This window comes from Prosthecobacter sp., assembly GCF_044222565.1.
Taxonomy (GTDB): domain Bacteria; phylum Verrucomicrobiota; class Verrucomicrobiia; order Verrucomicrobiales; family Verrucomicrobiaceae; genus Prosthecobacter.
On sequence record NZ_JBGANA010000001.1, the window covers coordinates 439,015 to 461,411 of the forward strand.

At 60.4% G+C, this 22,397-nt stretch carries 21 protein-coding genes; 9 read left to right on the forward strand and 12 right to left on the reverse strand.

Features of this window, described 5'->3' with window-relative positions; all coding sequences use genetic code 11:
• Positions 1-7: 7 nt before the first annotated feature.
• A complete protein-coding gene (locus ACILSR_RS01720; RefSeq protein ID WP_395747991.1) occupies positions 8-1,402 on the forward strand; it encodes an ABC transporter permease in 1,395 nt (464 codons plus the stop codon).
• A 10-nt stretch (positions 1,403-1,412) separates the two neighbouring features.
• Here the strand turns inward: ACILSR_RS01720 and ACILSR_RS01725 are convergent, their stop codons facing one another.
• On the reverse strand, positions 1,413-3,200 hold the full coding sequence (locus tag ACILSR_RS01725) for a DUF3592 domain-containing protein (RefSeq protein WP_395747992.1): 1,788 nt from the start codon (positions 3,198-3,200) through the stop codon (positions 1,413-1,415).
• Between the two features lie 56 nt (positions 3,201-3,256).
• Between ACILSR_RS01725 and ACILSR_RS01730 the strand changes: the two genes are divergently transcribed.
• Positions 3,257-3,970 carry a TIGR02206 family membrane protein gene (locus ACILSR_RS01730; protein ID WP_395747993.1) on the forward strand — a complete coding sequence of 238 codons (714 nt, stop codon included), beginning with the start codon at positions 3,257-3,259 and terminating at the stop codon, positions 3,968-3,970.
• Between the two features lie 74 nt (positions 3,971-4,044).
• Positions 4,045-5,982 (forward strand): biosynthetic arginine decarboxylase, encoded by a 1,938-nt coding sequence (gene speA, locus ACILSR_RS01735; protein ID WP_395747994.1) that lies wholly within the window; start codon positions 4,045-4,047, stop codon positions 5,980-5,982.
• A 7-nt stretch (positions 5,983-5,989) separates the two neighbouring features.
• Here the strand turns inward: speA and aat are convergent, their stop codons facing one another.
• Positions 5,990-6,565, reverse strand: a complete 576-nt coding sequence (gene aat / locus ACILSR_RS01740) for a leucyl/phenylalanyl-tRNA--protein transferase (RefSeq protein WP_395747995.1) — start codon at positions 6,563-6,565, stop codon at positions 5,990-5,992.
• Between the two features lie 87 nt (positions 6,566-6,652).
• Here aat and pgsA point away from each other — a divergent pair, with 87 nt between their 5' ends.
• The 4 genes from pgsA (at position 6,653) to ACILSR_RS01760 (ending at position 10,135) form a co-directional block, all read left to right on the forward strand.
• Positions 6,653-7,225, forward strand: a complete 573-nt coding sequence (gene pgsA, locus ACILSR_RS01745) for a CDP-diacylglycerol--glycerol-3-phosphate 3-phosphatidyltransferase (RefSeq protein WP_395747996.1) — start codon at positions 6,653-6,655, stop codon at positions 7,223-7,225.
• 29 nt (positions 7,226-7,254) lie between these two features.
• Entirely contained in the window at positions 7,255-8,631 is a 1,377-nt protein-coding gene (gene der, locus ACILSR_RS01750; RefSeq protein ID WP_395747997.1) for a ribosome biogenesis GTPase Der, read from the forward strand.
• Between the two features lie 84 nt (positions 8,632-8,715).
• Positions 8,716-9,714: a cobalamin-independent methionine synthase II family protein gene (locus ACILSR_RS01755; protein WP_395747998.1), complete on the forward strand. Its 999-nt coding sequence runs from the start codon at positions 8,716-8,718 to the stop codon at positions 9,712-9,714.
• Positions 9,715-9,730: 16 nt separating this feature from the next.
• Positions 9,731-10,135 (forward strand): hypothetical protein, encoded by a 405-nt coding sequence (locus tag ACILSR_RS01760; protein WP_395747999.1) that lies wholly within the window; start codon positions 9,731-9,733, stop codon positions 10,133-10,135.
• A 5-nt stretch (positions 10,136-10,140) separates the two neighbouring features.
• Here the strand turns inward: ACILSR_RS01760 and ACILSR_RS01765 are convergent, their stop codons facing one another.
• The 6 genes from ACILSR_RS01765 to ACILSR_RS01790 form a co-directional block, all read right to left on the reverse strand.
• Entirely contained in the window at positions 10,141-10,869 is a 729-nt protein-coding gene (locus ACILSR_RS01765; RefSeq protein WP_395748000.1) for a hypothetical protein, read from the reverse strand.
• Entirely contained in the window at positions 10,866-11,465 is a 600-nt protein-coding gene (locus ACILSR_RS01770) for an RNA polymerase sigma factor (RefSeq protein WP_395748001.1), read from the reverse strand. The genes ACILSR_RS01765 and ACILSR_RS01770 overlap by 4 nt, the downstream gene beginning before the upstream one ends.
• Before the next feature lie 58 nt (positions 11,466-11,523).
• Positions 11,524-11,982, reverse strand: a complete 459-nt coding sequence (locus tag ACILSR_RS01775) for a DoxX family protein (RefSeq protein ID WP_395748002.1) — start codon at positions 11,980-11,982, stop codon at positions 11,524-11,526.
• Complete coding sequence (locus ACILSR_RS01780; protein WP_395748003.1) at positions 11,979-12,851, reverse strand: putative DNA-binding domain-containing protein; 873 nt, start codon at positions 12,849-12,851, stop codon at positions 11,979-11,981. The genes ACILSR_RS01775 and ACILSR_RS01780 overlap by 4 nt, the downstream gene beginning before the upstream one ends.
• The gene (locus tag ACILSR_RS01785) at positions 12,832-13,674 is read right to left on the reverse strand and encodes a DUF692 domain-containing protein (protein WP_395748004.1); all 843 of its coding nucleotides are present in this window, start codon (positions 13,672-13,674) and stop codon (positions 12,832-12,834) included. Before ACILSR_RS01785 ends, ACILSR_RS01780 begins: the two co-directional genes overlap by 20 nt.
• A gap of 96 nt (positions 13,675-13,770) precedes the next feature.
• Positions 13,771-14,028, reverse strand: a complete 258-nt coding sequence (locus ACILSR_RS01790; RefSeq protein WP_395748005.1) for a hypothetical protein — start codon at positions 14,026-14,028, stop codon at positions 13,771-13,773.
• 186 nt (positions 14,029-14,214) lie between these two features.
• Here ACILSR_RS01790 and mpl point away from each other — a divergent pair, with 186 nt between their 5' ends.
• Positions 14,215-15,597 (forward strand): UDP-N-acetylmuramate:L-alanyl-gamma-D-glutamyl-meso-diaminopimelate ligase, encoded by a 1,383-nt coding sequence (mpl, locus tag ACILSR_RS01795; RefSeq protein WP_395748006.1) that lies wholly within the window; start codon positions 14,215-14,217, stop codon positions 15,595-15,597.
• A 121-nt stretch (positions 15,598-15,718) separates the two neighbouring features.
• On the opposite strand, the gene ACILSR_RS01800 is transcribed toward mpl, so the two are convergent.
• The gene (locus ACILSR_RS01800; RefSeq protein WP_395748007.1) at positions 15,719-17,068 is read right to left on the reverse strand and encodes a L,D-transpeptidase family protein; all 1,350 of its coding nucleotides are present in this window, start codon (positions 17,066-17,068) and stop codon (positions 15,719-15,721) included.
• A 299-nt stretch (positions 17,069-17,367) separates the two neighbouring features.
• Between ACILSR_RS01800 and ACILSR_RS01805 the strand changes: the two genes are divergently transcribed.
• Positions 17,368-18,249: a PEP-CTERM sorting domain-containing protein gene (locus tag ACILSR_RS01805; RefSeq protein WP_395748008.1), complete on the forward strand. Its 882-nt coding sequence runs from the start codon at positions 17,368-17,370 to the stop codon at positions 18,247-18,249.
• Here ACILSR_RS01805 and ACILSR_RS01810 read toward each other — a convergent pair.
• The 3 genes from ACILSR_RS01810 to recG all read right to left on the reverse strand — a co-directional run bounded on the left by ACILSR_RS01810 (position 18,233) and on the right by recG (position 22,369).
• The gene (locus ACILSR_RS01810) at positions 18,233-19,255 is read right to left on the reverse strand and encodes a PIN/TRAM domain-containing protein (RefSeq protein ID WP_395748009.1); all 1,023 of its coding nucleotides are present in this window, start codon (positions 19,253-19,255) and stop codon (positions 18,233-18,235) included. The genes ACILSR_RS01805 and ACILSR_RS01810 overlap by 17 nt on opposite strands.
• 63 nt (positions 19,256-19,318) lie before the next feature.
• Positions 19,319-20,194 (reverse strand): hypothetical protein, encoded by an 876-nt coding sequence (locus tag ACILSR_RS01815; RefSeq protein ID WP_395748010.1) that lies wholly within the window; start codon positions 20,192-20,194, stop codon positions 19,319-19,321.
• 87 nt (positions 20,195-20,281) lie between these two features.
• Positions 20,282-22,369 carry an ATP-dependent DNA helicase RecG gene (recG, locus tag ACILSR_RS01820; protein WP_395748011.1) on the reverse strand — a complete coding sequence of 696 codons (2,088 nt, stop codon included), beginning with the start codon at positions 22,367-22,369 and terminating at the stop codon, positions 20,282-20,284.
• Positions 22,370-22,397 lie beyond the last annotated feature (28 nt).

Consider the following 22,397-nt stretch of genomic DNA (forward strand, 5'->3'; position numbering starts at 1 on the left):
ACACGCCATGACCAGCGCCCCCTTTTTTCTTGCCCTGCGTTACCTGCGCCCTACGCGCTCGTTCATCTCGGTGATCACCGTGATCTCGATGCTGGGCGTCATGCTGGGCGTTGGCGTGCTGGTGTTTGTGATGTCCGTCTTCAGCGGCTGGCAGCGTGAATTCCGCAAGATGCTGATCGGCTTCGAGCCGCATGTCATGGTGCAGTCCATGTTCGGGCCCAATGGCGAACCCGCTGGTGAAAAGCCCGTGGACTGGCGCGAACTGCGCAAGACTCTGGCGCAACACCCGGACGTCGTCTCCGCCGTGCCCGTGGTCAGCCACACGCGGGAGGGTCGCGAGGGAGTGCTCGTGGTCGAAAGCGAGGACAGCCTGCAGGGCGTCAGCGTCATCGGCCTGGTGGATGAACCCGACAATGCACTGCTGCAAAAACTCAAGAAGCACATCCGCGCTGACAAGGATGGCGATACGGAAACCAAAAACGAGAAGGGGGAAGCCGTCACCCGCCCGGGAGACTTCGATCTAAAGGACGACTGCATCGTTCTCAGCGACAAATTTGCCAAGGAGCTCAAGGTTAAGGTGGGAGACACGCTCGTCGTTTACGCTTCGGACAGCGTGAATCAGTTCATCCAGCAGGTTCGCGAAATACCTGAAGATGCGGATTCTAAAAAACGGGCCGAAGCCTTTGATAAGGTCACCGTGCTGTCGAAGGATCTGAAGCTTGTCGCCACGTTGCGCGGAGACACAGCCGGACAGCGTGGCTACGTGCCGCTGCACGTCGCGCAGGAGTTTTTCAGTCTGGACAGCAACATCAGCGGCATTGAACTGGAGCTTAAGGATCCGGAAAACGCAGAGAGCGTCATGAAGGGGATGTATGGGTCCGGCGCCTTGCCAGAAAGCTGGAGCTACAGCACCTGGGAGCAGCAGCACGGCATGATGCTGGAGTCTGTCAAGAACCAGAGCACGATGATGTGGTTCATCCTGCTCTTCATCATGCTCGTCGCCTCCATCTGCGTGATGAACACGACCATCACCGTCACCGTGAAAAAGCGTCGCGAGATCGGCATTCTCACGGCACTGGGCACACGCGCCTGGCAGATCATCGCCATCTTTGTCTCGCAGGCCGGCATAGTCGCCTTCGTGGGTGTGCTGGCAGGACTCGCTGGCGGATTCTTTGTGCTCGGGATCCGCAACTGGCTGCGCGGAGAAATCATCCACCTCACCGGCCGGGACATCTTTCCCCAGTCCATCTACTACCTCTCCAGCATCCCCGCCCACACCGACCCGGCCGACCTCATCGCCATCTGCACCACCGCCGTGGCCCTCTGCCTCCTGGCAGCGCTGATTCCCTCCTGGTTTGCCGCACGCGTGGATCCCGCCGTGGCGTTGAGAGATGGAGGTTAGTGTTTAAGATTCACCCACGCTCCCTCCATGCCTCCAGCCTTCGCGCCAAGACCTGCGCGGTCACGGATTCCGTGATGCCATCGACCACCGTTTTCGGTTTGCCAAAAATCGTCTCCGCACGCACCCGGTAAAAGAACTGGCTTCCGGACTGAATGTTGCTGTCGTATACGAAACCGGTGATCTGGTGCTTCTCAAATGTGTCGCTCCACGAATAGAACAAACCCACACGGTTGAGGATGCGCAACCGGCCACCCGCTATTTCGACGCGGCGGCTGTGCAGCAAGGTCCAGAAACCGGTGGCGATGATCAGCGGCGAGGTGATGCCCCAGACCACCCTGAAAATCCATGGCGCGTCCTGCATCACCATGAATAAAAATGCTGCGGACCAGAACGCGCCAAAGAACAGCAGAAAGATCCCCAGGCCGCGGAACCTGCCTGCCGGACAGACAATGGAGATGGGAGCGCCATCCGGATCAAACTCCGCCTGCAGACCCCGCACCTTCAGGCGCGCGACGAGATCGGCCGTGCTCAGGGTGATGCCATCCTCATCCGCTTCTTTTACCACGGCTTCCACCTCATCTGCCTGAGCTTGCGACGCAAACACCGGCAGCGGAAGCACCACGGGTTTGACGCCCCGCGAGGACCTGATCGTCAGCGTCCACACATGCTGCTCACCGTTGCTCGTGACGATGGATGCCTCGTCCACGGCAGAGCAGGGCAGCCCGCGCGGAATGGCAATACGCAGCGGCAGTCCCACCCCGTCGATGTCACGCCGCGCCAAGGCAGTGGGCAAGGTCTCTGTGTGCTCCCAGATCATCTCCTTGGTCGTCGTGCGTGAGTCGCCACTGCTGCGGGTGATCTCGCGCTGGCAAAGCACCTGCACTGAAACGGAGCCAAGGGTGGAAGGTTCGCGATCAAACCGAAGTTCGCCTGCCAGTACCTGCCCCGGCGAAAGCGGCAGCTGCCCGAGCTTCAAAGTCGGCCGTCCCAGGATGCGGCGTGATTTCACCCGCTGCCAGGCAAAGCCAAGCGGGATCAGCGCCAGCACAGATGGCAGCAATGCAAATAAAGCCATGGATGAATGGGCGATCTCGCCTCCTACAATCACCGCGAGCACCAGCGGCAGCTGCACCAGGAGAATCCAGCCAGCAATGCCCAGGATATAGGGCAGGCCGTCCGCCCTCGCCTGCACCGCATCTCCAGCCCACTCACTGCGCCAGCGCCAGGGTGAGTCTGGATGCTGCGCGGCCAGCCGTGCAGCCTGCGCCGCCCTGCGCCTCTGCAGCCAGCCGCTGATCGAAACCGTGAACCCGGCCAGCGGAAAGAGGGTCGGAAAAATCGAAATCATGAGCAGCTGCCCCCAGCGCAAATTGCGAAAAAGCACCGCCTCCTCCGGCATCACCGGATTCACGTAGCAGCGGAAGGGCCGCGCCTTGCCTTCGAATGCCTTGAGCTGCTCATACCCCTTCTCTTCAAAGCCCCCTTTGCGGTCGGAGCCGTCATAAAAGTTCACCTTCTCCGAATGATATTCACGGCGGTCAAACTCATAGCGATAGCTCGCATGGGCGTGATAGTTGGTGCCGCCTTTGGCTCTGCTGGTGATTTTGAGCTCGGTCTTTTCGATCCAGCAAGGCACCTCCTCCCAGCCTCGCGCGGACCACCATGACACAATCGGCCAAAGGTAGGCAAACACACCCACGGCCAGTCCGGCCAGAATAAACGGCAGCCCAAACAGAACGGCGCAACCGCCGCTGATCTGCTTACTGGAGCTTGAGTAGGGACGATAGGCGCGTGACATCTTCGCAGCATGCCACAAACCGACTGACTTCCGCAACAGCCGCGTATGGTAGGTGCGTGCCCCCCGCTTTTCATCCCTTCGGCCCTTCCCACAAGGCGGTTCTCCTCATCACTCTGGGGGTCTTCGTCGTCATGCTGCTGCTCGCCCGCACGCGCTGGGCTGTCGCCTCGCAGCGCGTACTGGGCGCGCTGCTGCTGGTCGTGTATCCCGTCGGCCTGGCGGTCAATGCATACCAAGGCACACTTACCACGCAGATCATGCTGCCGTTGCAGTACTGCGATGTAGCCACCTACGCGGCAGTCATTGCGCTGTGGACTCGCCGCCAGTTCCCCTGCGAGGTGGTGTACTTTTTTGGTGTCGCCGGCACCCTGCAGGGGCTGCTGACGCCCGCTCTTTTTTATGATTTCCCAGATCCGCGCTTCGTTTTGTTCTTCATCATGCATGGAGGCGTGCCGGTCACAGCGTTTTATGTCGTCTCTGCCATGGGCGCCCGTCCGCGACCTGGCTCAGTGCCGCGCGTCATGGGCTTCTCCCTCGTTTGGTATGCGGTGGTCGCCGTGGTGAACTGGGCGCTCGGCACAAACTACGCCTTTCAGTGCGCGAAACCCGTGCAGGCAAGCCTGTTTGACCAGCTCGGCCCGTGGCCCTGGTACAATTTCAGCACCATCGGCGTCGGCCTCGTGTTTTACTACCTGCTTTACCTCCCCTTCGCCTTCCGCAAGTCCGCAACGGCCGTCCGGAACGATCTGGCTGCGCCCGAACCTCCCTGAGATGTCGCTTTGCATTTCCAAATTTGCCCCCATAATCGCGCCCCTTGAAAGTCCCTCCAACCCCGCCCACGAAAATGAAATCCCCCGCATGGACCACCGACGACAGCGCCGAGCTTTATGGCATCCGCGAATGGGGGCATGATTACTTTGACATCTCAAAGACCGGCGAGGTCGTGGTGAAGCTGAAGGACGGCAAAAAAACCAAGGACGTCTCGCTCGCCTCCATCGTCAAAGGACTGCGCGAGCGCGGCACTCAGCTCCCGCTGCTCATCCGTTTCGGCGATCTGTTGCGCTGGCGCATCGACGAGCTCAATGAGGGCTTCGCCTCCGCGATCAAGGAAGGCAAGTACCAGGGCGTCTATCGCGGCGTGTATCCCATCAAGGTGAACCAGCAGCAGGAAGTCATCGAGGAAATCACCCGCTACGGCCGCAAGTATCACTACGGCCTGGAAGCCGGCAGCAAGCCGGAGCTCATAGCCGCGCTGAGCTACATGCACGACCCTGAAGCTTACATCGTGTGCAACGGCTACAAGGACGAAGAATTCATCGACCTCGCGCTCTATGCCCAGAAGATGGGCCTGCAGGTCATCCTCGTGCTCGAAATGCCCACAGAGCTGGACCTCATTCTTGAGCGTTGCGAGAAGATGGGCGTGCGCCCCACGCTCGGCGTGCGCTTCCGCCTCAGCGCGGAAAGCGCAGGTCACTGGAGCGGCTCCGGCGGTGACGCCAGCGTCTTCGGCCTGAACATTTCGCAGCTCATGCATGTGGTCGATCACTTGCGTGAAAGAGGAATGCTCGACTGCCTGCGCATGCTGCACTACCACCAGGGTTCGCAGATCCCGAATATCCGTGCCATCCGCCAGGCGGTGACTGAAGCGACCCGCGTTTACGTTGGGCTCGTGCAGGAAGGCGCACGCATGGGCATTCTCGACCTCGGCGGCGGTCTGGCCATCAGCTACGACGGCCTCAAGGGCGCCAGCGAAGCCAGCAGCAATTACGGCACCAAGGAATACTGCGCCGACATCATCGAGGCGATCACCGAAGTCACCGCCGAGGCCGGCGTGCCGCACCCGGATCTGATCACCGAATCCGGCCGCGCCATCGTGGCCTACTACTCTGTGTTGATCATCAACATCCTCGACATCAACCGCTTTGAGCCGCGCAAGAGCATCGCTGATCTTGAGATCGACAAGGACGCGCCACCCCTGCTCCGCAATCTGTACGAGCTGCGCCTGGATGCCGAAAAGCATGCCACCAAGACCTCCCGCGACCGCCTGCAGGAGATCTACAACGACGCCATCTACTACCGCGACAAACTCCGCAGCGAATTCAATTACGGCAAAGTCAATCTGCGCGAGCGCGCCCACGGCGAAGAGCTCTACTGGGACATCCTCACCTGGGTGGACCGCATGCGCGAAAGCTGCGAGCATGACGGCAACCAGATGGACCGCCTGGAGACCATCACGACCGACTTTTACTACGGCAACTTCAGCGTCTTCCAGAGCCTGCCCGACCTTTGGGCCATCGACCAGATCTTCCCGGTCATGCCAATCCATCGCCTCAAGGAAAAGCCCACTCGCAATGCGGTGCTCTCCGACATCACCTGTGACAGCGACGGCAAGATCGACAAATTTGCCCACTCCCACGGGATCAACCCCACCCTGCCGCTGCACGATCCGCAGATCGAAAAGGGCCACGAGTACATGCTCGGCATCTTCCTCGTCGGTGCCTATCAGGAGACCCTCGGCGACCTGCACAATCTCCTTGGCGACACAAACGTCGTCAGCGTCCGTGTGGAAAACGGCAAGGTGAAGTACAGCCGCGAGCTCGAAGGCGACAGCGTCTCCGAAGTGCTCACCTACGTGGAGTATGATCCGAAGGACATGCTCACCCGCTTCCGCAATCTGGCCGAAAGCGCCGTCATCTCCAAGCGGATCACCGCCATCGAGCGCCGCGAGATCATGGAAAGCTTTGAGGCAGGGCTGCGCGGTTACACGTATTTCGAGAGCTGAGCGCGCCTCACATAAACGTCGCCTTGCGCAGGATCGCCCGCTGCAGCAGTTCCAGATACTGCGCGCAGGGAATCTCGTGCCCGCCAAACATGGCCAGATGGGGCGTGGTCCACTGGGTGTCATGCAGGAGGTAGCCCCGTGCGTGCAGACGGCGCTGCAGGTAGGTCAGGGCTACTTTGGAGGCCTGTGGCTCGCGGCTGAACATCGACTCTCCAAAAAACGCCCCGCCGATGCTCACCCCATAGACGCCGCCGCGCAGTTTCCCATCCCGCCATACCTCCACACAGTGCGCAAAACCCAGGCGATGCAGCTCCTCGTAGGTGTCCATGATGGCGTCCGTGATCCAGGTGCTCTCACGGTCGGCGCAGCCACGGATGACATCGCCAAAGGCCGTGTTCCACCGCACCTCAAACGGGTGATCCTTGAGGTAGCGCTCAAACCGGCGCGGCACATGGAAGTCCGCCACAGGCAGGATGCCGCGCATCTTGGGCCGATACCACGAAATAGAGCCGTCCTCCTCCCCCATCGGGAAGGCCCCTTCACAGTAGGCGTTCAAGAGATCGACCGGCTCGATTTGCTGCATGAATCAGTCTCAAGTTCCCAGTTTAAATTTTCAAGCTGCGTCATTCAAACTTTGAACTTTAAACCTTAAACTTTAAACTCAGGGACAGTGAACCTCGCCAATCAGATCACCATTTTCCGCATCCTGCTGATTCCCGTCTTCATCGGGCTGGTGATCTACTATGGCGACAGCGCCCGTGGCGAGCATCCGAATGAAGCCCTGCGCCTGTGGGCCGCGGCGGTCTTTGGCATCGCCGCCATCAGCGATGCGATCGACGGGTGGATCGCCCGCCGGTTCAACATGCGCACCCGCCTCGGGGCCATCATCGATCCCCTCGCGGACAAGCTGCTCATGCTCGCCGCCATTATTCTGCTCAGTTTCACCTCCTGGCGGCAGCATTTTCCGCTGTGGTTCCCAATCCTGGTCATAGGGCGCGACCTGCTCTCCATAGGCGGCGCTTTCCTGATCGACCACTACGCAGGCAAGGTGCAGATCCACACCCACTGGACGGGTAAAACGGCCACTTTTGCCCAGATGGCGGCCATTTTGTGGATCCTGCTGGACCTCAAGCCCGAATGGCTCATCTGGCCCACCCTCTTCGCCGCCACCTTCACCGCCCTGTCCGGTATTCTCAATCTGGTGGACGGCGTCCGGCAGTTGCAGGCTGCGGGACAAGATTGACGCGGGGGGCGCACCGTGCTCTCTGAGCAATGCTCAAAACCGTCGCCATCGTCGGACGCCCGAATGTGGGCAAGTCCGCGCTCTTCAACCGCCTTGCCGGCAAAACCATCTCCATCGTCCACGACCAGGCCGGTGTGACGCGGGACCGCATCGTGGCGCAGTGTCGCCGCGGCCCGGCATGGTTTGAGATCATGGACACCGGCGGCATCGGTGCCAGCACCGATGACGTCCTGACCGACCAGGTGCAGACCGAGGCTTCCATCGCCCTGGATGTGGCCGATCTCCTGCTCTTCGTCGTCGATGTCGTCGATGGAATCACCACCATTGATCAGAGCCTCGCCCGTGAGCTGCGCCGCACCAACAAGCCCGTCGTCCTCGTCTGCAACAAGGCCGACTCCCCGAAGCGCAAGCTCAACGCCAGCGAGTTCACCAAGTTCGGCTTCCCCGACACCCTCGAAGTCAGCGCCGCCCACGGCCTCGGCATCGACGAACTCGTGGCTCTCATCTCCGAGCGTCTGGAACTGAAGGAATCCACGGAAACAGAAGACGCGATCGCGCACCAAAACACCCGCCCGCTGAAGCTCGCCATCGTCGGCCGTCCAAACGCAGGCAAGTCCTCGCTGGTAAACGCCATTCTCGGCCAGGACCGCGCCATCGTCAGCGATGTCCCCGGCACCACGCGGGATGCGTTGGACATCAAGGCCACCTACAACGGCAAGCACTACCAGCTCATCGACACCGCCGGCATCCGCCGCCGCTCCAATCTCGACACCGTCGTCGAGATCTCCAGCGTGGACCGCAGTCTGCAGAGCATCAAACGCGCTGACCTCTGCCTGCTCGTCATCGACTGCGCCGCCGGGGCCAAGATGCAGGATCGCAAGATCGCCCAGCTCATCTTGGAGGAGCGCAAGCCCTGCATCCTCGTCATGAACAAGTGGGACCTGTTTCATCCTGACGCGAAGCAGAAGGACCGCATCGAACATCTCGACGAATTGATGCGCCGCGAGTTTTTCTTCCTGAACTACGCCCCGCTGGTGGCCATCTCCGCCAAGAACAAGGACCACATCGGCAAGCTTTTCGTGCAGATTGAAAAAGTACGCACTGGCGCGCAGAACCGCATCGGCACTGGTGCCCTCAACCGCCTCCTCGCCCAGGCCATCGAGAACACCCCCGGCGCTCTCGGCCGCAGCACGCACAGCTTCAAGCTCCTCTACGCCACCCAGGTCAATGAGGCTGAAGGCTTCGCCATCCCGGTGCCTCACTTCGTTCTTTTCGCCAACCGCGCCTCCAAGCTCACCGACAGTTACATGCGCTATCTGGAAAAAGTCATCCGCGACGAATGGAACGCCCCCGGCGTCCCCTTCAAGATGAGCGTGCGTGGCAAGGGGCCGAAGAACGCGAAGTAGGCGCCCTGCTTGTCGAATCCTGCCCGCCTTTGGACTTTGGCACTCACGGCTTCCAAGGCAGCGGGATGCTGACTAGTCTGCCGCATGGCCACCATCCAGACCACCACCGTCGGCTCCTACCCCGTCCCCGAATGGCTCAGCGCGCTGCCCAGCGAAGCCGCCGTCATTGACGCCACGCGTGTGGTCTTCGACACCCAGCGGCAGGCGGGCATCGACCTGCCCACGGATGGCGAGCTCTACCGCTTCGACGTCAATCATCCCGACACCAACGGCATGATCGAATATTTCGTCCACAAGCTTGGCGGCATCGACAGCCGCGTCGGTCGGGCTGATACGGCAGCGTTTCGGGCCAAGCATGAAATGGCCTTTCGCAGCAAACCCGCCGCCGTCGTGCGCGGCCCCATCACCGAAGGTGTTCTCAATCTGGCCGAAGACTGTGCCCGTGCGGGCAAGGTGGCAGGTGGTCCGTTCAAGTTCACACTGACCAGTCCCTACATGCTGGCCCGCACACTGCTGGACACCCACTACAACGACTTCGCTGCTCTCAACATGGCCATCGCCGATGCCTTGGCCGCCCAAGCCGCCGATCTGCAATGCGACTGCGTTCAGGTCGATGAGGCGAACATCCCCGGCAACCCCGCCGACGCCCCCATCGCCGCCGCCGGCATCAATCGCGTGCTCGATGCCGTCAAGGGCACCAAGGCCGTGCACTTCTGCTTTGGCAACTATGGCGGCCAGACCATCCAGAAAGGCGAGTGGGCCGCGCTCATCACCTTCCTCAATTCCCTGCGTGCGGACCACCTCGTGCTCGAACTCGCGCACCGCCCTGCTGCAGACCTTGACGCTCTGAAGGAGCTCGATCCCAAAATCGGCGTCGGCCTTGGTGTAGTGGACATCAAGGTGAACCACATCGAAACCGCCGACGAAATCGCGCGCCGCATTGAAGCCGCAGAGAAAAAGCTCGGCGCAGGCCGCGTGAAGTTCATCCACCCCGACTGCGGTTTTTGGATGCTGAAACGCAGCGTCGCCGACCGCAAAATCGAGGCTCTGGCAAAAGGTCGTGACAGATTTGAAGGACGGTGATTCACTTGCCGCTCCCATGAAACCACTTTTCGTCTTTGTCACGATGTGCGCCCTGGCCTCCTGTGTCAGCACGATGAACAGTCACCGAATGAAAGCAGCCCAGCGCAAAATGCTGGAAACGCGCAGACTGCAGCAGGCAGGTGAATGGGATGCTGCGCTGGCCATGTCAGAGCGCATGCATAAAAGCGTCGCCAAAACGATCCAAAGCGCCCCCACTCAAAAGGCATCCAACGGCACGCCAGTTGATCTGCTGCCGCTGCTCGCAGGGTGGGAAAGCGGGCCTTTCGCCACGCTCAAAGCCACCCTCCAGAAGCAAGACGCGAGCCACGCACCGGCCGCCTTTGCTTCACTGCGACAGCAGTGCGTGAACTGCCACACGCTGCTTGGAAATACCAAGGTGCAGGTGAGTGAGATTCCGTAGCAGGTTCACGCCAGCCCAAACAGCTTTTTCAGCACTGCTTCATTGGCCGTCGTAGCCAGCAGGAAGGTCTGGCTGCCATCGCTCCAGCTGGCCATGTTCCAGTTCTTGCTGTGTTTGAATTGAGGCTTGAGTTGCGGTGGTGCTCCCGAAAGGCCGCTGTTGTCCACCACGACGAGGTGCGCCTCTTTGCCAGGCTGGATCTCAAAGCAGATGATGGAGGCTGGACGCCCATCGACTTGGATGCGTTTGCAGGCAAGCACAGGCATCGAGCCCACCGTGCCTGGAAGACGTGCCGGAGTTGGCGAATGATGGGCAATCAACTGCTTCTTGAGCGCTTCAAGATCATGCGAGGCGTGATCGACCTTCATCATGCCGTACTCGACTTTCGTCACGGCGGCTAGCGATTCAGCCTGCCAGACGGGCATCTCGCTGCTCACGGGCCACAGCAGGGTCCAGCCGAGCACCACCGCAGCAGCGGCTGCAGCCAGCGTGGGCAGAATCCAGCGCATGGGGCGTTTCTCAGGTTTCCGGACGTTTTGCAGGATGCTCTCACGCAATCCGGCAGGAATCGACGCGGCAAAGGCATCGGCCACCTGCTCATCAAAGGCGGTGCGCTGTTTCAGCCAAGCGCCCAGTTCAGGATCGCTCTCCGCCATCGCACGCGCCTCGGGAGACGCGTCCTGGGGGCGGAGCGTCGTGGCGTCGAGTTCGAGTCTGGCTTCTTCGCGGTTCACGAGGCGGAAAGGGGGATGATGTTGGAGGCGGCGGAATCTTCCAGGCGGCGCAAAATAGTGCGCAGGCTGTCTTTGGCACGGGAAAGGCGCGACATCACGGTGCCGATGGGCACCCCCAGCGTCTCGGCAATGTCGCGGTAAGATAGCTCCTTGAGATAAAAAAGCACCAACGGAGCGCGGTAGTTGGGTTCGAGCTCCTCCAGCGCGGTCTGGAGGGTGGCGCTGTCCACGCGGGGATTCTCGCCGTCATCGTGATTTTGCGCCGCCCCGTGCTGCTCGGGTTCAAATTCCACCTCCTCGTACTTTTTCTCCCGTCGTGCGATGCTAAGCCACTCGCGGTAGATTGTGGTGAACAGCCAGGTCTTCACCTTGGAGGCGTCCCGGAGCGTGTGCCCCTTCTTGGCCCATTGCAAAAAGGTCTGCTGCACCAGATCCTGCGCCGTGGCTTCACGCCGGCACATGCTCATGGCGAACCGGTAGAGTCCCTGATAGTGGGCGTCCACGATCTGCTCAAAGCTGGGCACGGCGTCAGTCACGCGTCGAGGTATCGTGCGGGTTGCAGGCAGTTCAATGCCGAATTGAAGGGTGAGTTCCATGATTTCATGGGTCGGAGATGCAGGTGAGAGGCGTGGCCGGAACAGTTATTCCCAGCATTCACGATTTTTTTCGCCGACGCAGAAGTTCATCCGCCGAGAACTTGCCGGGGCCAAAGATAAACACGATCAAACTAGCGAGCAGAAAGAGAAAGGGTGGCGCTGTGACGAACGAGTCGGCATCCGACCAGATTGTCTTCACCACATCCAGATGTGCCGTGCCGTAGGCCACGAGCATGGTGATGATGAGCGGCACACAGGTGACCCGGGAAAAGAGACCCACAAGCAGCAGCAGCCCGCCGAAGCATTCCGTGCAGCCGGCCATGTACGCATTTAGTTGCGGAAAGGGAATGCCCAGCTCCGTGAAAAAGGCGGTGGGCGCGCTGATGTCGCTGAGCTTGCCTTTGCCCGTCTGGAAAAACTGCCAGCCCCAGTACAGGCGGATGCCAAGCAAAAAGGGATCGGGCAGATAGCTTGCAATGCGGTCGAGGAGAGTGTTGGCGAAGGTCCAGGGTTTCATGATTTGCGGGGAGATTTGACGAACCAGCCGAGCTGGGAAAATTCGGCGAACCAGTCGCGAATCTGCGCGGCCCAGTCTGTTTCCGGATTGGCTCCGGTCAGGGCGAGTTCAATGGCATCGGCAAGCGTGAGCCCATCCCGCAAGGCGGCGAGCATGGCGAAAGACTCCGGAGCGAGGCGTTTGAAGTAGAGCATGTTGTCGTGACGATGAACGACCAGATGCACCCGCTCACGTTTCAATTTCGGTGCCTTGGCGATACGTGCTCGGGTGGGTGCCTCCGACATGGCCTGGCTGGCGGAACCGCGCACATCAGCGTCAGATTTTTTCATCGCGGTGATGAAGTGATCCACCGCGTGATCAATCTGCAAAAGCACCACGCTGGGCTGAAGGCCAAGATGAAGAGTGGAAGGATCGGCACCAAGAAGATCATCCATGTGCAGCGGCTTTTTCAGCGCCTCGTCAAAAGCGAGGGTCTGCGCCCATTCCACGCGGGCAACATCACGCGCTTTTAGATCCGTGATGAAGGCGGGAAGCGCGGAGCCGAGATTGCGCAATGTCCAGGAAGTGCTGGGATGCTGCGCCAGGTATTCACGGCAGAGTTTGTGAAAGCGGCGCTCGCCAAGCAAAACGCGCAATGCAGGATAGTCGTCGTAAAGGCAGTCGAGCAGGCGGAACCAGTACTGGCGGGCATAGATCTCTAGACGCTCAAATCCGCTCAGGCGATCGTTTGGCGTGATGAAATCGACCCGCGTGCTGGCATGCATGCCATCTTTGCGCGTGAGCGGCTGCATGAGCGCCGCGGCCATGGTGCGCTGGAGTTGGCGCAGGTCGGCATTGGTGCGAAGCCGGCTAGGCGTGGGCGTGTTCATGCAGGTAGCGGTTGGCTTTAAGGGCTTCGGCATGGACGTCATCAAAGCTGGGAATTTTGTCGTCCCATTCGAGCAGCGTGGCTGTACTGCCTGAATGTTTGACAGCTTCCGCGTAGAGATCCCACACAGGATCGGGAACGGGGTGATCGTGCGTGTCGAGGATCACATGCTCATGCCGTGTATGTCCGGCAATGTGGATCTGGCCCACACGATGATGCGGCACCGCTCGGAGATATTCGAAGGGATCGAAGCCATGGTTCTGCGAGGACACGTAGATGTTGTTTACATCCAGCAGGATGCCGCAATCGGCGTGCTCCACGACTTCGTTGAGGAACTCCCATTCGGTCATTTCATTCTGCGTGAATTCGGCATAGCTGCTCACGTTTTCCACGCAAATGGGCACTTCGAGGAAGTCGCGGGCCTGTTTAATCTTTTCGGCCGTGTGTCTCGCCACGCTCTTGGTGTATGGCATGGGCAGAAGGTCATGCGAGCAGCGCCCATCGATGCTGCCCCAGCAGAGATGATCGGAAAGCCACGGCGTGTTGGTGCGTTTCACCAGGCGCTTGAGTTTTTTGAGGTGATCCCGGTTCAGCGGGTCTGCATTCCCGAAGTACATCGAGACGCCGTGCTGCACGACGCGGTACTGCTCCAAAATGCTGTCCAGCACTTCCAGAGGGCGTCCTCCATCGACCATGAAGTTTTCGGAGATGATCTCAAACCAGCCGCAGACCGGCTTCTTTTCCAAGATGTGCCGATAATGAGGCACACGAAGACCTAGACCAATGCCGAGGTCTGTGTGGCCGTTGTGAGGGTTTGCTGGCATGGTTCGTAGTTCAAAAGATGACGGTTGATCCTGTGAAATCAGACTGGCCGCAGCCACCCGCGGGGGTGTGCCGGTGGCTGCGGCAGTCTGCAGGCCTTACTTCTTCGGCATGGTGTTGCAGCCGCCTTTGCCCTTGCAGGAGTTCTTGCCTTTGCATCCGTTGTCGCCGGATTTGCAGCCGCCCTGTCCTTTGCAGTCGTTGTGCCCTTTGCAGGTATGCTGGCCCTTGTCGGCCATCTTTTCGATGGAGACGCCGAGGCTGGCGGCCTTCTGCGTGGTGGTGGTCTGGGCGGCGTAGGCTCCGGAAAGAAGTCCGGTGAAGGCGGCGGCGGCGATGATGTGCTTGGTGCTCATAGGGGATGTGGTGTGCGTTGGTTTGTAGGGTAGTTCCGGCTGGCTTCGTTCATTCGAGCCATCGCAACGTGTGAGCACCCGTCGGCGCGATTATTCCGGCCGAACTGAACTTTCTTTTAGCAGGGGGCAAAAAGGCCTGCTTTAGTACGCGCTCTGCGTGGGGACATGAACCACACGCCCTCCTCCATGGCATCTCCCAAGCACATTCACTTCATCGGCATCTGCGGCACCGCAATGGGTTCCACCGCAGTCGCGCTGCGCGCCCTCGGCCACACCATCAGCGGCTCCGACAACCAGGTCTATCCACCGATGAGCGATGTGCTGCGCAATGCAGGCATCACCGTGACCGAAGGCTATAAGCCGGAGAATCTGCCTCTCCAAGCGGATGTGTATGTGGTGGGCAATGCGATCTCACGCGGCAATCCCGAACTCGAAGCCCTGCTGGAGAAAAAACTCCCCTACGTCTCCATGGCCGAGATGCTGAAGCGCGAAGTCATCCAGGGCAAACGCAGCTTTGTGATCAGCGGCACGCACGGCAAGACGACCACGACAACGATGCTCGCCTGGATCTACGAACACGCGGGCAAAAACCCCGGCTTCATGATCGGCGGCGTGCCGGAGAATTTTGAATCCGGCGCGCGCTTCACCCACTCCGATCTCTTTGTCATCGAGGGGGACGAATACGACACCGCCTACTTCGACAAGCGCAGCAAGTTCCTGCACTACCTGCCGGAGTGCGCCATCGTGAACAACATCGAGTTTGATCACGCCGACATCTTCCGCGACCTCGACGAGATCCTGCTCTCCTTCCAGCGCTTCCTGAACACGGTCCCTCGGAACGGACTGGTTCTCGCGAATGGTGACGATCCCAACTGCCTTTCCCTCCGCGCCAAATGCCCCGCCCCTTTCAAGACCGTGGGTCTGGGTACGGACTGCGACTTCCGCATCGCCATCACCGGCACCACACCTGAGAGCACGCAGTTTGAAATCAACGGCACCGCCTTTGAAGTGCCGATGGTTGGCGAATTCAACGCACGCAATGCCGCCATGTGTGTGTGTGCCGCCCGCTTTGCAGGCTTGAGCGACGACGAAATCCGCGCAGGCCTTGGGAGCTTCCGCGGCATCCGCCGCCGCCAGCAGGAGCGCGGAGCAGCCCACGGCATCACCATCATTGACGACTTCGGCCACCACCCCACCGCCATCCGCGAAACCCTGCGCGGTTTGCGCCAGCGTTACGAAGGCCGCCGACTGTGGGCGCTGTTTGAGCCACGCTCAAACACCAGCCGCCGCAATGTGCTGCAAAACGAACTGATCGACGCCCTGACCGAAGCCGACGGCTCCGTCATCGCCGCCGTGGCCAATCCCGAAAAAGTCGCCGCCGACCAGCGTCTCGACACCGCCAAAGTGGCTGAATCAGTCACCGCCCGTGGCAAGCCCTGCTATTTCGAAGCCAGCACCGACGCCATCGTCTCCCGCCTCAAACAGGAAACCCACACAGGCGACGTCATTGTCGTCTTCAGCAATGGCGGCTTTGACGGCATCCACGACAAACTGCTGAAGGCGCTGTAGGGGGAGCCGTTTACAATTGTTGACGGTTGTTTACAGTAGTTGACAGTGGTTTTTCGGATTGGAAACAACGGTCAACAATCGTCAACAACTGTAAACCAACGTAAACTCCCCCCTTCGGCCCTCAGTACACAATCTCCACCTCGTCCCCCACACGTACCTGGCTGAAGAACTGCTTCGCCTTTTCGTAGGGCAGACGGATGCAACCGTGTGAGGCAGGCTGGCCCGTGACATATCCGCTGTGCAGTCCGATCGCCCCGCAATTCAGACGCATGAACCAGGGCATCGCCACATGATACAGCGTGGAAACGTGGGACGTGTGCTTGTCGGTGATGACATAACGCCCGGCCGGTGTGCCATAGCCTTGGCGGCCGGTTGAAACCATCGTGTGATTGATGATGCGCCCCTGCTTGGTCACCCAGGCACGCTGGCTGGAGAGATCCACAGTGACGAGTGTGTCCGGCTCAGAATCGGGGTCTCTGCCCAGCAGCACGCGCATGAGGAAGAGGTAGCCCTGCGTGGCTGCAAAGTTGATCGGATAACGATGGTAACGGGTGGTGCCCATCCCAGGCTTGGCACCGGCTCGCATCAGTGTCACCGCCCCCTCCACGTCCCCACGCGCGGCACAGCAGATGAGCGGCGTGATGCCGCGGTCGCTCTCCATGGCATTGCGCAGATCTTTGATGGCACAGCGGTCAATGACTTGCTTCAGGACCGGGGTGCTGAACCGGGTGTTGGGATCGACTCCAAAATCCAGCAGCGCTTTGAGCACAGGCACATTGCGGCGCAGGGAGGCCAGAGCAATCGGCGGCTGCTTTTCGTGTGCAGGCTGGTTCAGGTTCACTCCGGAGAGAGCCAGTACATACACACAGTCAGCACGGCCCATGCGCACCGCCGCACACAGCGGCGTGTCGCCACCCAGGGTCATTTCATTCGGTGAAATACCCATCGCAATCAGCCTGGCCAGATGCGCGGAATCATCATTCAGCACCGCCTGATAAGCCTGCGGCAGCGCCTCTGTGCGCGGCATCAGGCGCGTCCAATGTTCAGCTATTGGATCAATGAGAGGCCGCCAGGCAGGCACCTCGACAGCGGTCAGAGGTGCAGGCTTTGCAGCTTTAGGAGCGGCGACCACCACGGGTTCGGCATTTGCAGGCTTCGCCGGAGAAACAGTTTTTGCCTTGGATGCCTCGGACGCACGCCGGATGGCCTCTTTGTCCGGGTTTTGCGGCATTGGCAGCGTGCGTTCTGGACTGAACGTTGCGTCCACCGGCAATGCCGCCCGAATTTCAGCTCCGATTTCGCTCAGCTTCCCCTGACGTACTTTACTGTTGGCGGCTGTGGGCAGCGCGATTCGGTCCACTCGAAACATTTCATGGTCCTTCAAAAAATGGATGATCCCTGCGCAAACCCCCACACCGACGAGCGGCGGAAGCACACAGGCACCCAGCATGTTGAACCATTTGTTTTTCATCTTTGCGTCACAAGCTCGCCATCCATAACAAAAATGACCGATGTGTCGAGCATCGATTTCGCTGAGCAGACATCATTCCATTTCCGAAAGGAGTTTCCGCCCCTCTGCGCGGGGTGATTTTAGGGTGATTCATCAATATTTTATGGAAATTAAAGAGAGGAGTGGGACGGTACTTGATGTTCCAGCCCTCCAAATCATCGGCCCTCATGGTCGCACAGTTCGTGTGCGGCGCCGTTGCCTGGTTATCCCTCGGGTCCATGACTTGCCGGGCGATAATCTTTGAAGCCACCGGAGATTCTTTGCACAACACGACCGCGCCGACCGGCGCATTTTTGAATTCAGGCTGGCAGTACGAAGGCTCATACGGTGCCTATCTCGGCACCATGATCGCACCGCAATACTTCATCACTGCACAGCATTTCGGGATACAAGGCAGCACTTTCACCCAGAGCAGCACCTTCAATGGCGTGGCAGATATGACCTACAGCATTGATACAGCTGCAAACGGCGGCATCGGCTACTGGGACATCGCGGGCACGGATCTGCGCATCTTTAAAATCCAGGAATACTTCTCCTCTTATGCGCCTCTTTACACAGGATCTTCCGAGACGGGCCTGACCATGGAGATCAATGGCAGGGGCGGCCCGCGCGGTGCGGAGGTGCTCGTGAGCAGCAGTCTGCACGGCTGGCAGGATTCGACTCCGGATGGTGTGGCTCGCTGGGGCAGCAATATCGTCAGTGGCATCTATGCCAGCGCCATCGGAGATCTGCTCACAGCCACCTTCAGCGCCAGCGGCACTGCCGAGGAGGCCACGCTCTCCAATGGCGACTCAGGCGGCGGTGTTTTCGTGGATGATGGAGGCATCTGGAAGCTGGCAGGCGTCAACTACAGCATCGACGGGATGTTCGATACAAACAACGTCGTCGGAGACGGCTCGGACTTCAATGCGGCCTTGTTTGACCGCGGCGGCCTCTACCAGGGATCGGACGCATTTGGCTGGTCCCTCGTTCCTGATCTTCCGCTGGACAACCCCTCAAGCATGTACGCCTCGCGTATTTCCACCAGCGCGGACGCCATCATGGCCATCGCCGTGGTTCCTGAGCCACGGTCCGCCCTGCTGGTGCTGCTCGCCCTCTTCTGCGGGGTGTCGTCTCGCAGACGCTTCACGCAGCCGGCTTGATCTCCGCAAAGATCAGCCGCCCCGCGCTGGTCGGCAGTGTGCCGGAGACCACCACATCCACCGTCTGGCCGATTTGCGGCGCCGCATTGTTCACGACAATCATGGCGCCGTCCGGCAGGTAACCCACCGCCTGGTTTTTATCCTTTCCCTGTTTCGTCAGCAGCAGCCTCAGTTCATCGCCCACGCTCAGCTCGGGATTCAGAGCTGCGGCCAGTTCACGGAAGCTTAGCACCGTGATGCCGCGCAAACGGGCCACCTTGGTGAGATTATCATCGTTCGTCAGCAGTCGCGCATTCAGCTCACGCGCCAGCGTTACCAGCCGTACTTCCAGCGGCACCTCGGACAATCCATCTTCATGGATGGACACTTTCATCTCCGGCCTCGCGCGTAGCTTTTCCATCATCTCCAGCCCGCGCCTGCCACGCAGGGACTGCGCCGGCTCGGCAGAATCAGAAAGCTGCTGGAGTTCATCCAAAACGCAGCGTGGCACCACCACGGCACCGCTGAGAAACCCCGTGGCAAACACTCCCGGCAGCCGGGCATCGATGACCGCATTGGTGTCCAGCAGCAGCGGCTCGCCTTCTGAGCCGTCGCGGCGAAAGCGGATGTAAGGGATCAAAAAGGCAAACTGATCGCGGTCGCTGCGCAGCGCAAACGTGACCCCAAAAAACGCCAGAGTGCCGTAGATGCAGATCTCCACCACGTTTTGCAGCGCGGCCGCCTCCTCATGATTTTGAAAATACGCGAGCTGGAATACCCCGATGCGCGTGATCAGCCACGCACAAAACAAGCCCACCGCCAGCCCGAGCGTGGCATGGGAAAAATCACGCAGGGTGAAGTGCGCCAGAATGCTGTCCAAAATCATCAGCATCCCCATGAACACCGCGCCGCCGACCGCCCCCACCCAGGCATCCTGCTGCAGGCCCAGGGCGATCGCGATACCGATGAAAACGGAGAACGCAAAGAACAGCGCGCGCACTAGGCGTATGGACCAGGATGTCTTCATGGAGATGCGCAGGGATTAACGGCAAAACAGAGACCGGGCAAAAGGATTCTCCCCCGGACTCCATCATGGCCGGAAGGCCAGACCCCCGCGCCGGGTGAACTGCAGCTCCACCCCGGCCTCCGCAAACACCCTTCCCATCTCCCTTTCCAGCTCCTCCACGCTGCGTCCGGCCAGGATGCACTCCCGCACGGCGCGCTCCTCCGGCATGCCCTCCTCCATCGCTTTCAGCAGCGCCTTCACGCCGGCCCCCTCCCCTCCCCGGTCCAGATATTGAAGGTAGAACGTCAGCAGCATAGCCGAGGCACGGTTCTCGTTCGCTGCCTGGGTTTCCAGGCTCGCGGCCCATCTTTTGGCATCCATGGCCAGGAGTTCGGAAAGATTCAGCACGGCAAAGCGCACCGCCAGTCCCATTTGTCGCGCACCCGCCTCGCGCAGGCTCTGCCGCAGGCGGTCAATCGTCTGCGCAGGCGAAAGCCTGGCATTCTTGTCCACCGCGAACTCGGGAAGCTCCGTCAGCAGCCACACCGGCGGCGGCTGTTTCACCGTTTTTTTCTGCGCGGGCAGCGGTGGGTCCAGCGCGATCTGAGTCGGGGCCGCCACTGCAGCCGGAGGTGCTGATGCCTCAGCAAGCGGTGGAGACTGATCTTTTTTTAATCCGTAGGCCGCCAGGGCGGAAGACTGCGCGGTCTGCAGCGGAGACTTCAGGCTCCGAGCTTCCACCCATGCGGACTCACGCATGGCAATCGCCGCATGTGGATGGGGGGTTTCTTGCTTCAGCCACAGGGCGAAGGCCGTCACACCCGAGGCAGCGGTGGCGGCAATGGTCACTCGCATCACCGTCCAAAAGCTCCGCTTGCCACGCCGGTGCCGCACGTTTTGAGCGACTTCGGCCTGGTCCATCAGCGCTACAGGAGCGCAACTGGGAGCAAGAGGATGCATGACACCGGGTACAAACCGGGTAAATCCTTCAATAGTCAAGCCCGCTTAACTAAGCCAATCTTCAGATTGCGCGCGTAAAGCGTTCATTCACTGCATCATAGCCTGCGCCTTCTCGGCCACCACCGGTTCATCGCGGAACGCCGCCAAAGCTGGTCGCTGCAGGCTGGGGTCTTCATCCAGCGTGCGCTCGGCCAGCTGCCGCGCCAGACGCACCAGCCGGGTGTCCGCCAGCAGTTCGCCAAACAGCAGCGGGGCCTGTCCGCTCTGCGCATGGCCGAGCACATCCCCCGGCCCGCGACGGCGCAGATCTTCTTCGGCGATTTGAAAGCCATCGCTCGTCTCCTCCATGATCGCCAGCCGCTGGCGGTTCTCCTCGTCCTTGTCATCCACAAACAGCACACAGTAGCTGGTGTGCGCTCCGCGGCCGATACGCCCGCGCAGCTGATGCAGCTGCGCCAGACCAAACCGGCCCGCGTCATGTATGAACATCACTGTTGCATTAGGCACATCAATCCCCACCTCGATCACCGTCGTGGAAACGAGTGCATCCAGCTTGCCCGCGCGGAAGCGTTTCATGACGTCCTCCTTCTCCTCCGCGCTCATCCTCCCATGCAGAAGACCCACCTCGCACGGAGCCAGCAGTTTGGACCATTCCTCATGCCCTTTGGTCGCCGCGCCGGCCTCCACCTTCTCCGACTCATCGATCAGCGCATAGACGATGTATCCCTGCCTCCCTTCCTCAATCTGCTCGCGCAAAAACTTCGCCGCCTCCTTCAGTTTCGTCTTCGGCCGCACTTTGGTGATGATCTTCACCCCGTCCCGTGGTTTTTGATCGATGGTGGAAACATCCAGATCACCGTAAACCGTCAGCGTCAGCGTTCTCGGGATCGGCGTGGCAGTCAGCACCAGCACATCCGGCGTGTCTCCTTTGTGAATCAGACTAGCCCGCTGCGCCACGCCAAATTTGTGCTGCTCGTCGATGACCACGATGCCCGTGTTGTGCATCAGCTCCGCATCATGCAGCAGTGCATGAGTGCCGATCACGATCTGCGCTTTTCCTGTGCTGCTCTTCCCTCTCAGCCATTCGGATTCTACTCCATCCTCCCGCTTTGACCCCGTCCTTAATGCCACCCGCAGCCCCAGCGGCTCCAGCCATTTCCGCGCATTGCGCGCATGCTGTTCCGCCAGAATCTGCGTCGGCGCCATCAGCACGGCCTGCCGTCCGGACTCGACGGCGCGCAGCATCGCCGCGAAGGCCACCACCGTCTTGCCGCTGCCCACGTCCCCATGCAGCAGGCGGTTCATCGGATTCCCCGAGGCCATGTCGTGATGAATCTCATCCAGGCAGCGCTGCTGGGCCGCCGTCAGCTGAAATGGCAGCTCTTTGATAAAGTCTCGCAGCAACTCGCCCGTTCCCTTCTGCCTGCGCCCGCCGGATTCCATCACCCGCCGCTTCCGCATCGCCACGCGCAGCTGGTAGCCGTAAAACTCCTGCAGAGCCAGGTAGCGCCGCGCCTGCTCCAGCGTCTCCAGGCTGGCTGGAAAATGCACTTCCCGCAGCGCCTTGGAGCGCGACATCCCCGCGAATTCCCCCTCTGCGCTCGGTTTCGGCAGCAGATCTTCCACAAACGACTCCGGCAAAGCCCGCACCACATGCCACGCAGCCACACGCAGCGCCTTCTGCGTCATCGCGCCCTTCAACCGGTAGATAGGTGTAATGCGCCCGGTGTGAATCTGCTCCGCATCATCATCCGCGCCGCCTTTGACGATCTCATACTCTGGATGCGCCATGCTTAGCCGCCCCTTCGTATCCTTGATCACGCCATAGACGATCAGTTCCTGCCCCTCCGCCAGCACCCGGCTCATGAAAGGCATGTTCCACCATTTCAGCGTCAGTTGCTGGCCCAGCAGTCCCGTCGCGTGCCGCACCACGGCCTCAAACACCCCCGCCCGGCCAAAAAACTTGTTCCCCGTCTTTGTAATCAGCACATGATGACAGGTCGGCAGCAGTCCCGCCTGAAACGCCAGCGCCTGCATCTGCCTCCGGTCCTCGTGCCGGAAAGGCAGCAGCGCCATCACATCCCCCGCAGTCTTGACTCCCTCCTTGCCAAGCAACCGCGCCGCATGCGCAGGCAGGCCAGGAACTTCAGCGAGAGAAAGGTTGGGCGGGATCACAGGGTGAGATGGAATGCGCGCTCCCTTG

Bases quoted from the DNA above. Each gene is read 5' to 3' on its own strand.
- mpl (WP_395748006.1), top strand. From the start codon at position 14,215: ATGGCATCTCCCAAGCACATTCACTTCATCGGCATCTGCGGCACCGCA.
- aat (WP_395747995.1), bottom strand. From the start codon at position 6,565: ATGCAGCAAATCGAGCCGGTCGATCTCTTGAACGCCTACTGTGAAGGG.
- ACILSR_RS01775 (WP_395748002.1), bottom strand. From the start codon at position 11,982: ATGAAACCCTGGACCTTCGCCAACACTCTCCTCGACCGCATTGCAAGC.
- ACILSR_RS01720 (WP_395747991.1), top strand. From the start codon at position 8: ATGACCAGCGCCCCCTTTTTTCTTGCCCTGCGTTACCTGCGCCCTACG.
- ACILSR_RS01785 (WP_395748004.1), bottom strand. From the start codon at position 13,674: ATGCCAGCAAACCCTCACAACGGCCACACAGACCTCGGCATTGGTCTA.
- ACILSR_RS01800 (WP_395748007.1), bottom strand. From the start codon at position 17,068: ATGAAAAACAAATGGTTCAACATGCTGGGTGCCTGTGTGCTTCCGCCG.
- speA (WP_395747994.1), top strand. From the start codon at position 4,045: ATGAAATCCCCCGCATGGACCACCGACGACAGCGCCGAGCTTTATGGC.
- ACILSR_RS01725 (WP_395747992.1), bottom strand. From the start codon at position 3,200: ATGTCACGCGCCTATCGTCCCTACTCAAGCTCCAGTAAGCAGATCAGC.
- ACILSR_RS01755 (WP_395747998.1), top strand. From the start codon at position 8,716: ATGGCCACCATCCAGACCACCACCGTCGGCTCCTACCCCGTCCCCGAA.
- ACILSR_RS01815 (WP_395748010.1), bottom strand. From the start codon at position 20,194: ATGCATCCTCTTGCTCCCAGTTGCGCTCCTGTAGCGCTGATGGACCAG.
- ACILSR_RS01760 (WP_395747999.1), top strand. From the start codon at position 9,731: ATGAAACCACTTTTCGTCTTTGTCACGATGTGCGCCCTGGCCTCCTGT.
- ACILSR_RS01770 (WP_395748001.1), bottom strand. From the start codon at position 11,465: ATGGAACTCACCCTTCAATTCGGCATTGAACTGCCTGCAACCCGCACG.
- ACILSR_RS01780 (WP_395748003.1), bottom strand. From the start codon at position 12,851: ATGAACACGCCCACGCCTAGCCGGCTTCGCACCAATGCCGACCTGCGC.
- der (WP_395747997.1), top strand. From the start codon at position 7,255: ATGCTCAAAACCGTCGCCATCGTCGGACGCCCGAATGTGGGCAAGTCC.
- ACILSR_RS01790 (WP_395748005.1), bottom strand. From the start codon at position 14,028: ATGAGCACCAAGCACATCATCGCCGCCGCCGCCTTCACCGGACTTCTT.
- ACILSR_RS01810 (WP_395748009.1), bottom strand. From the start codon at position 19,255: ATGAAGACATCCTGGTCCATACGCCTAGTGCGCGCGCTGTTCTTTGCG.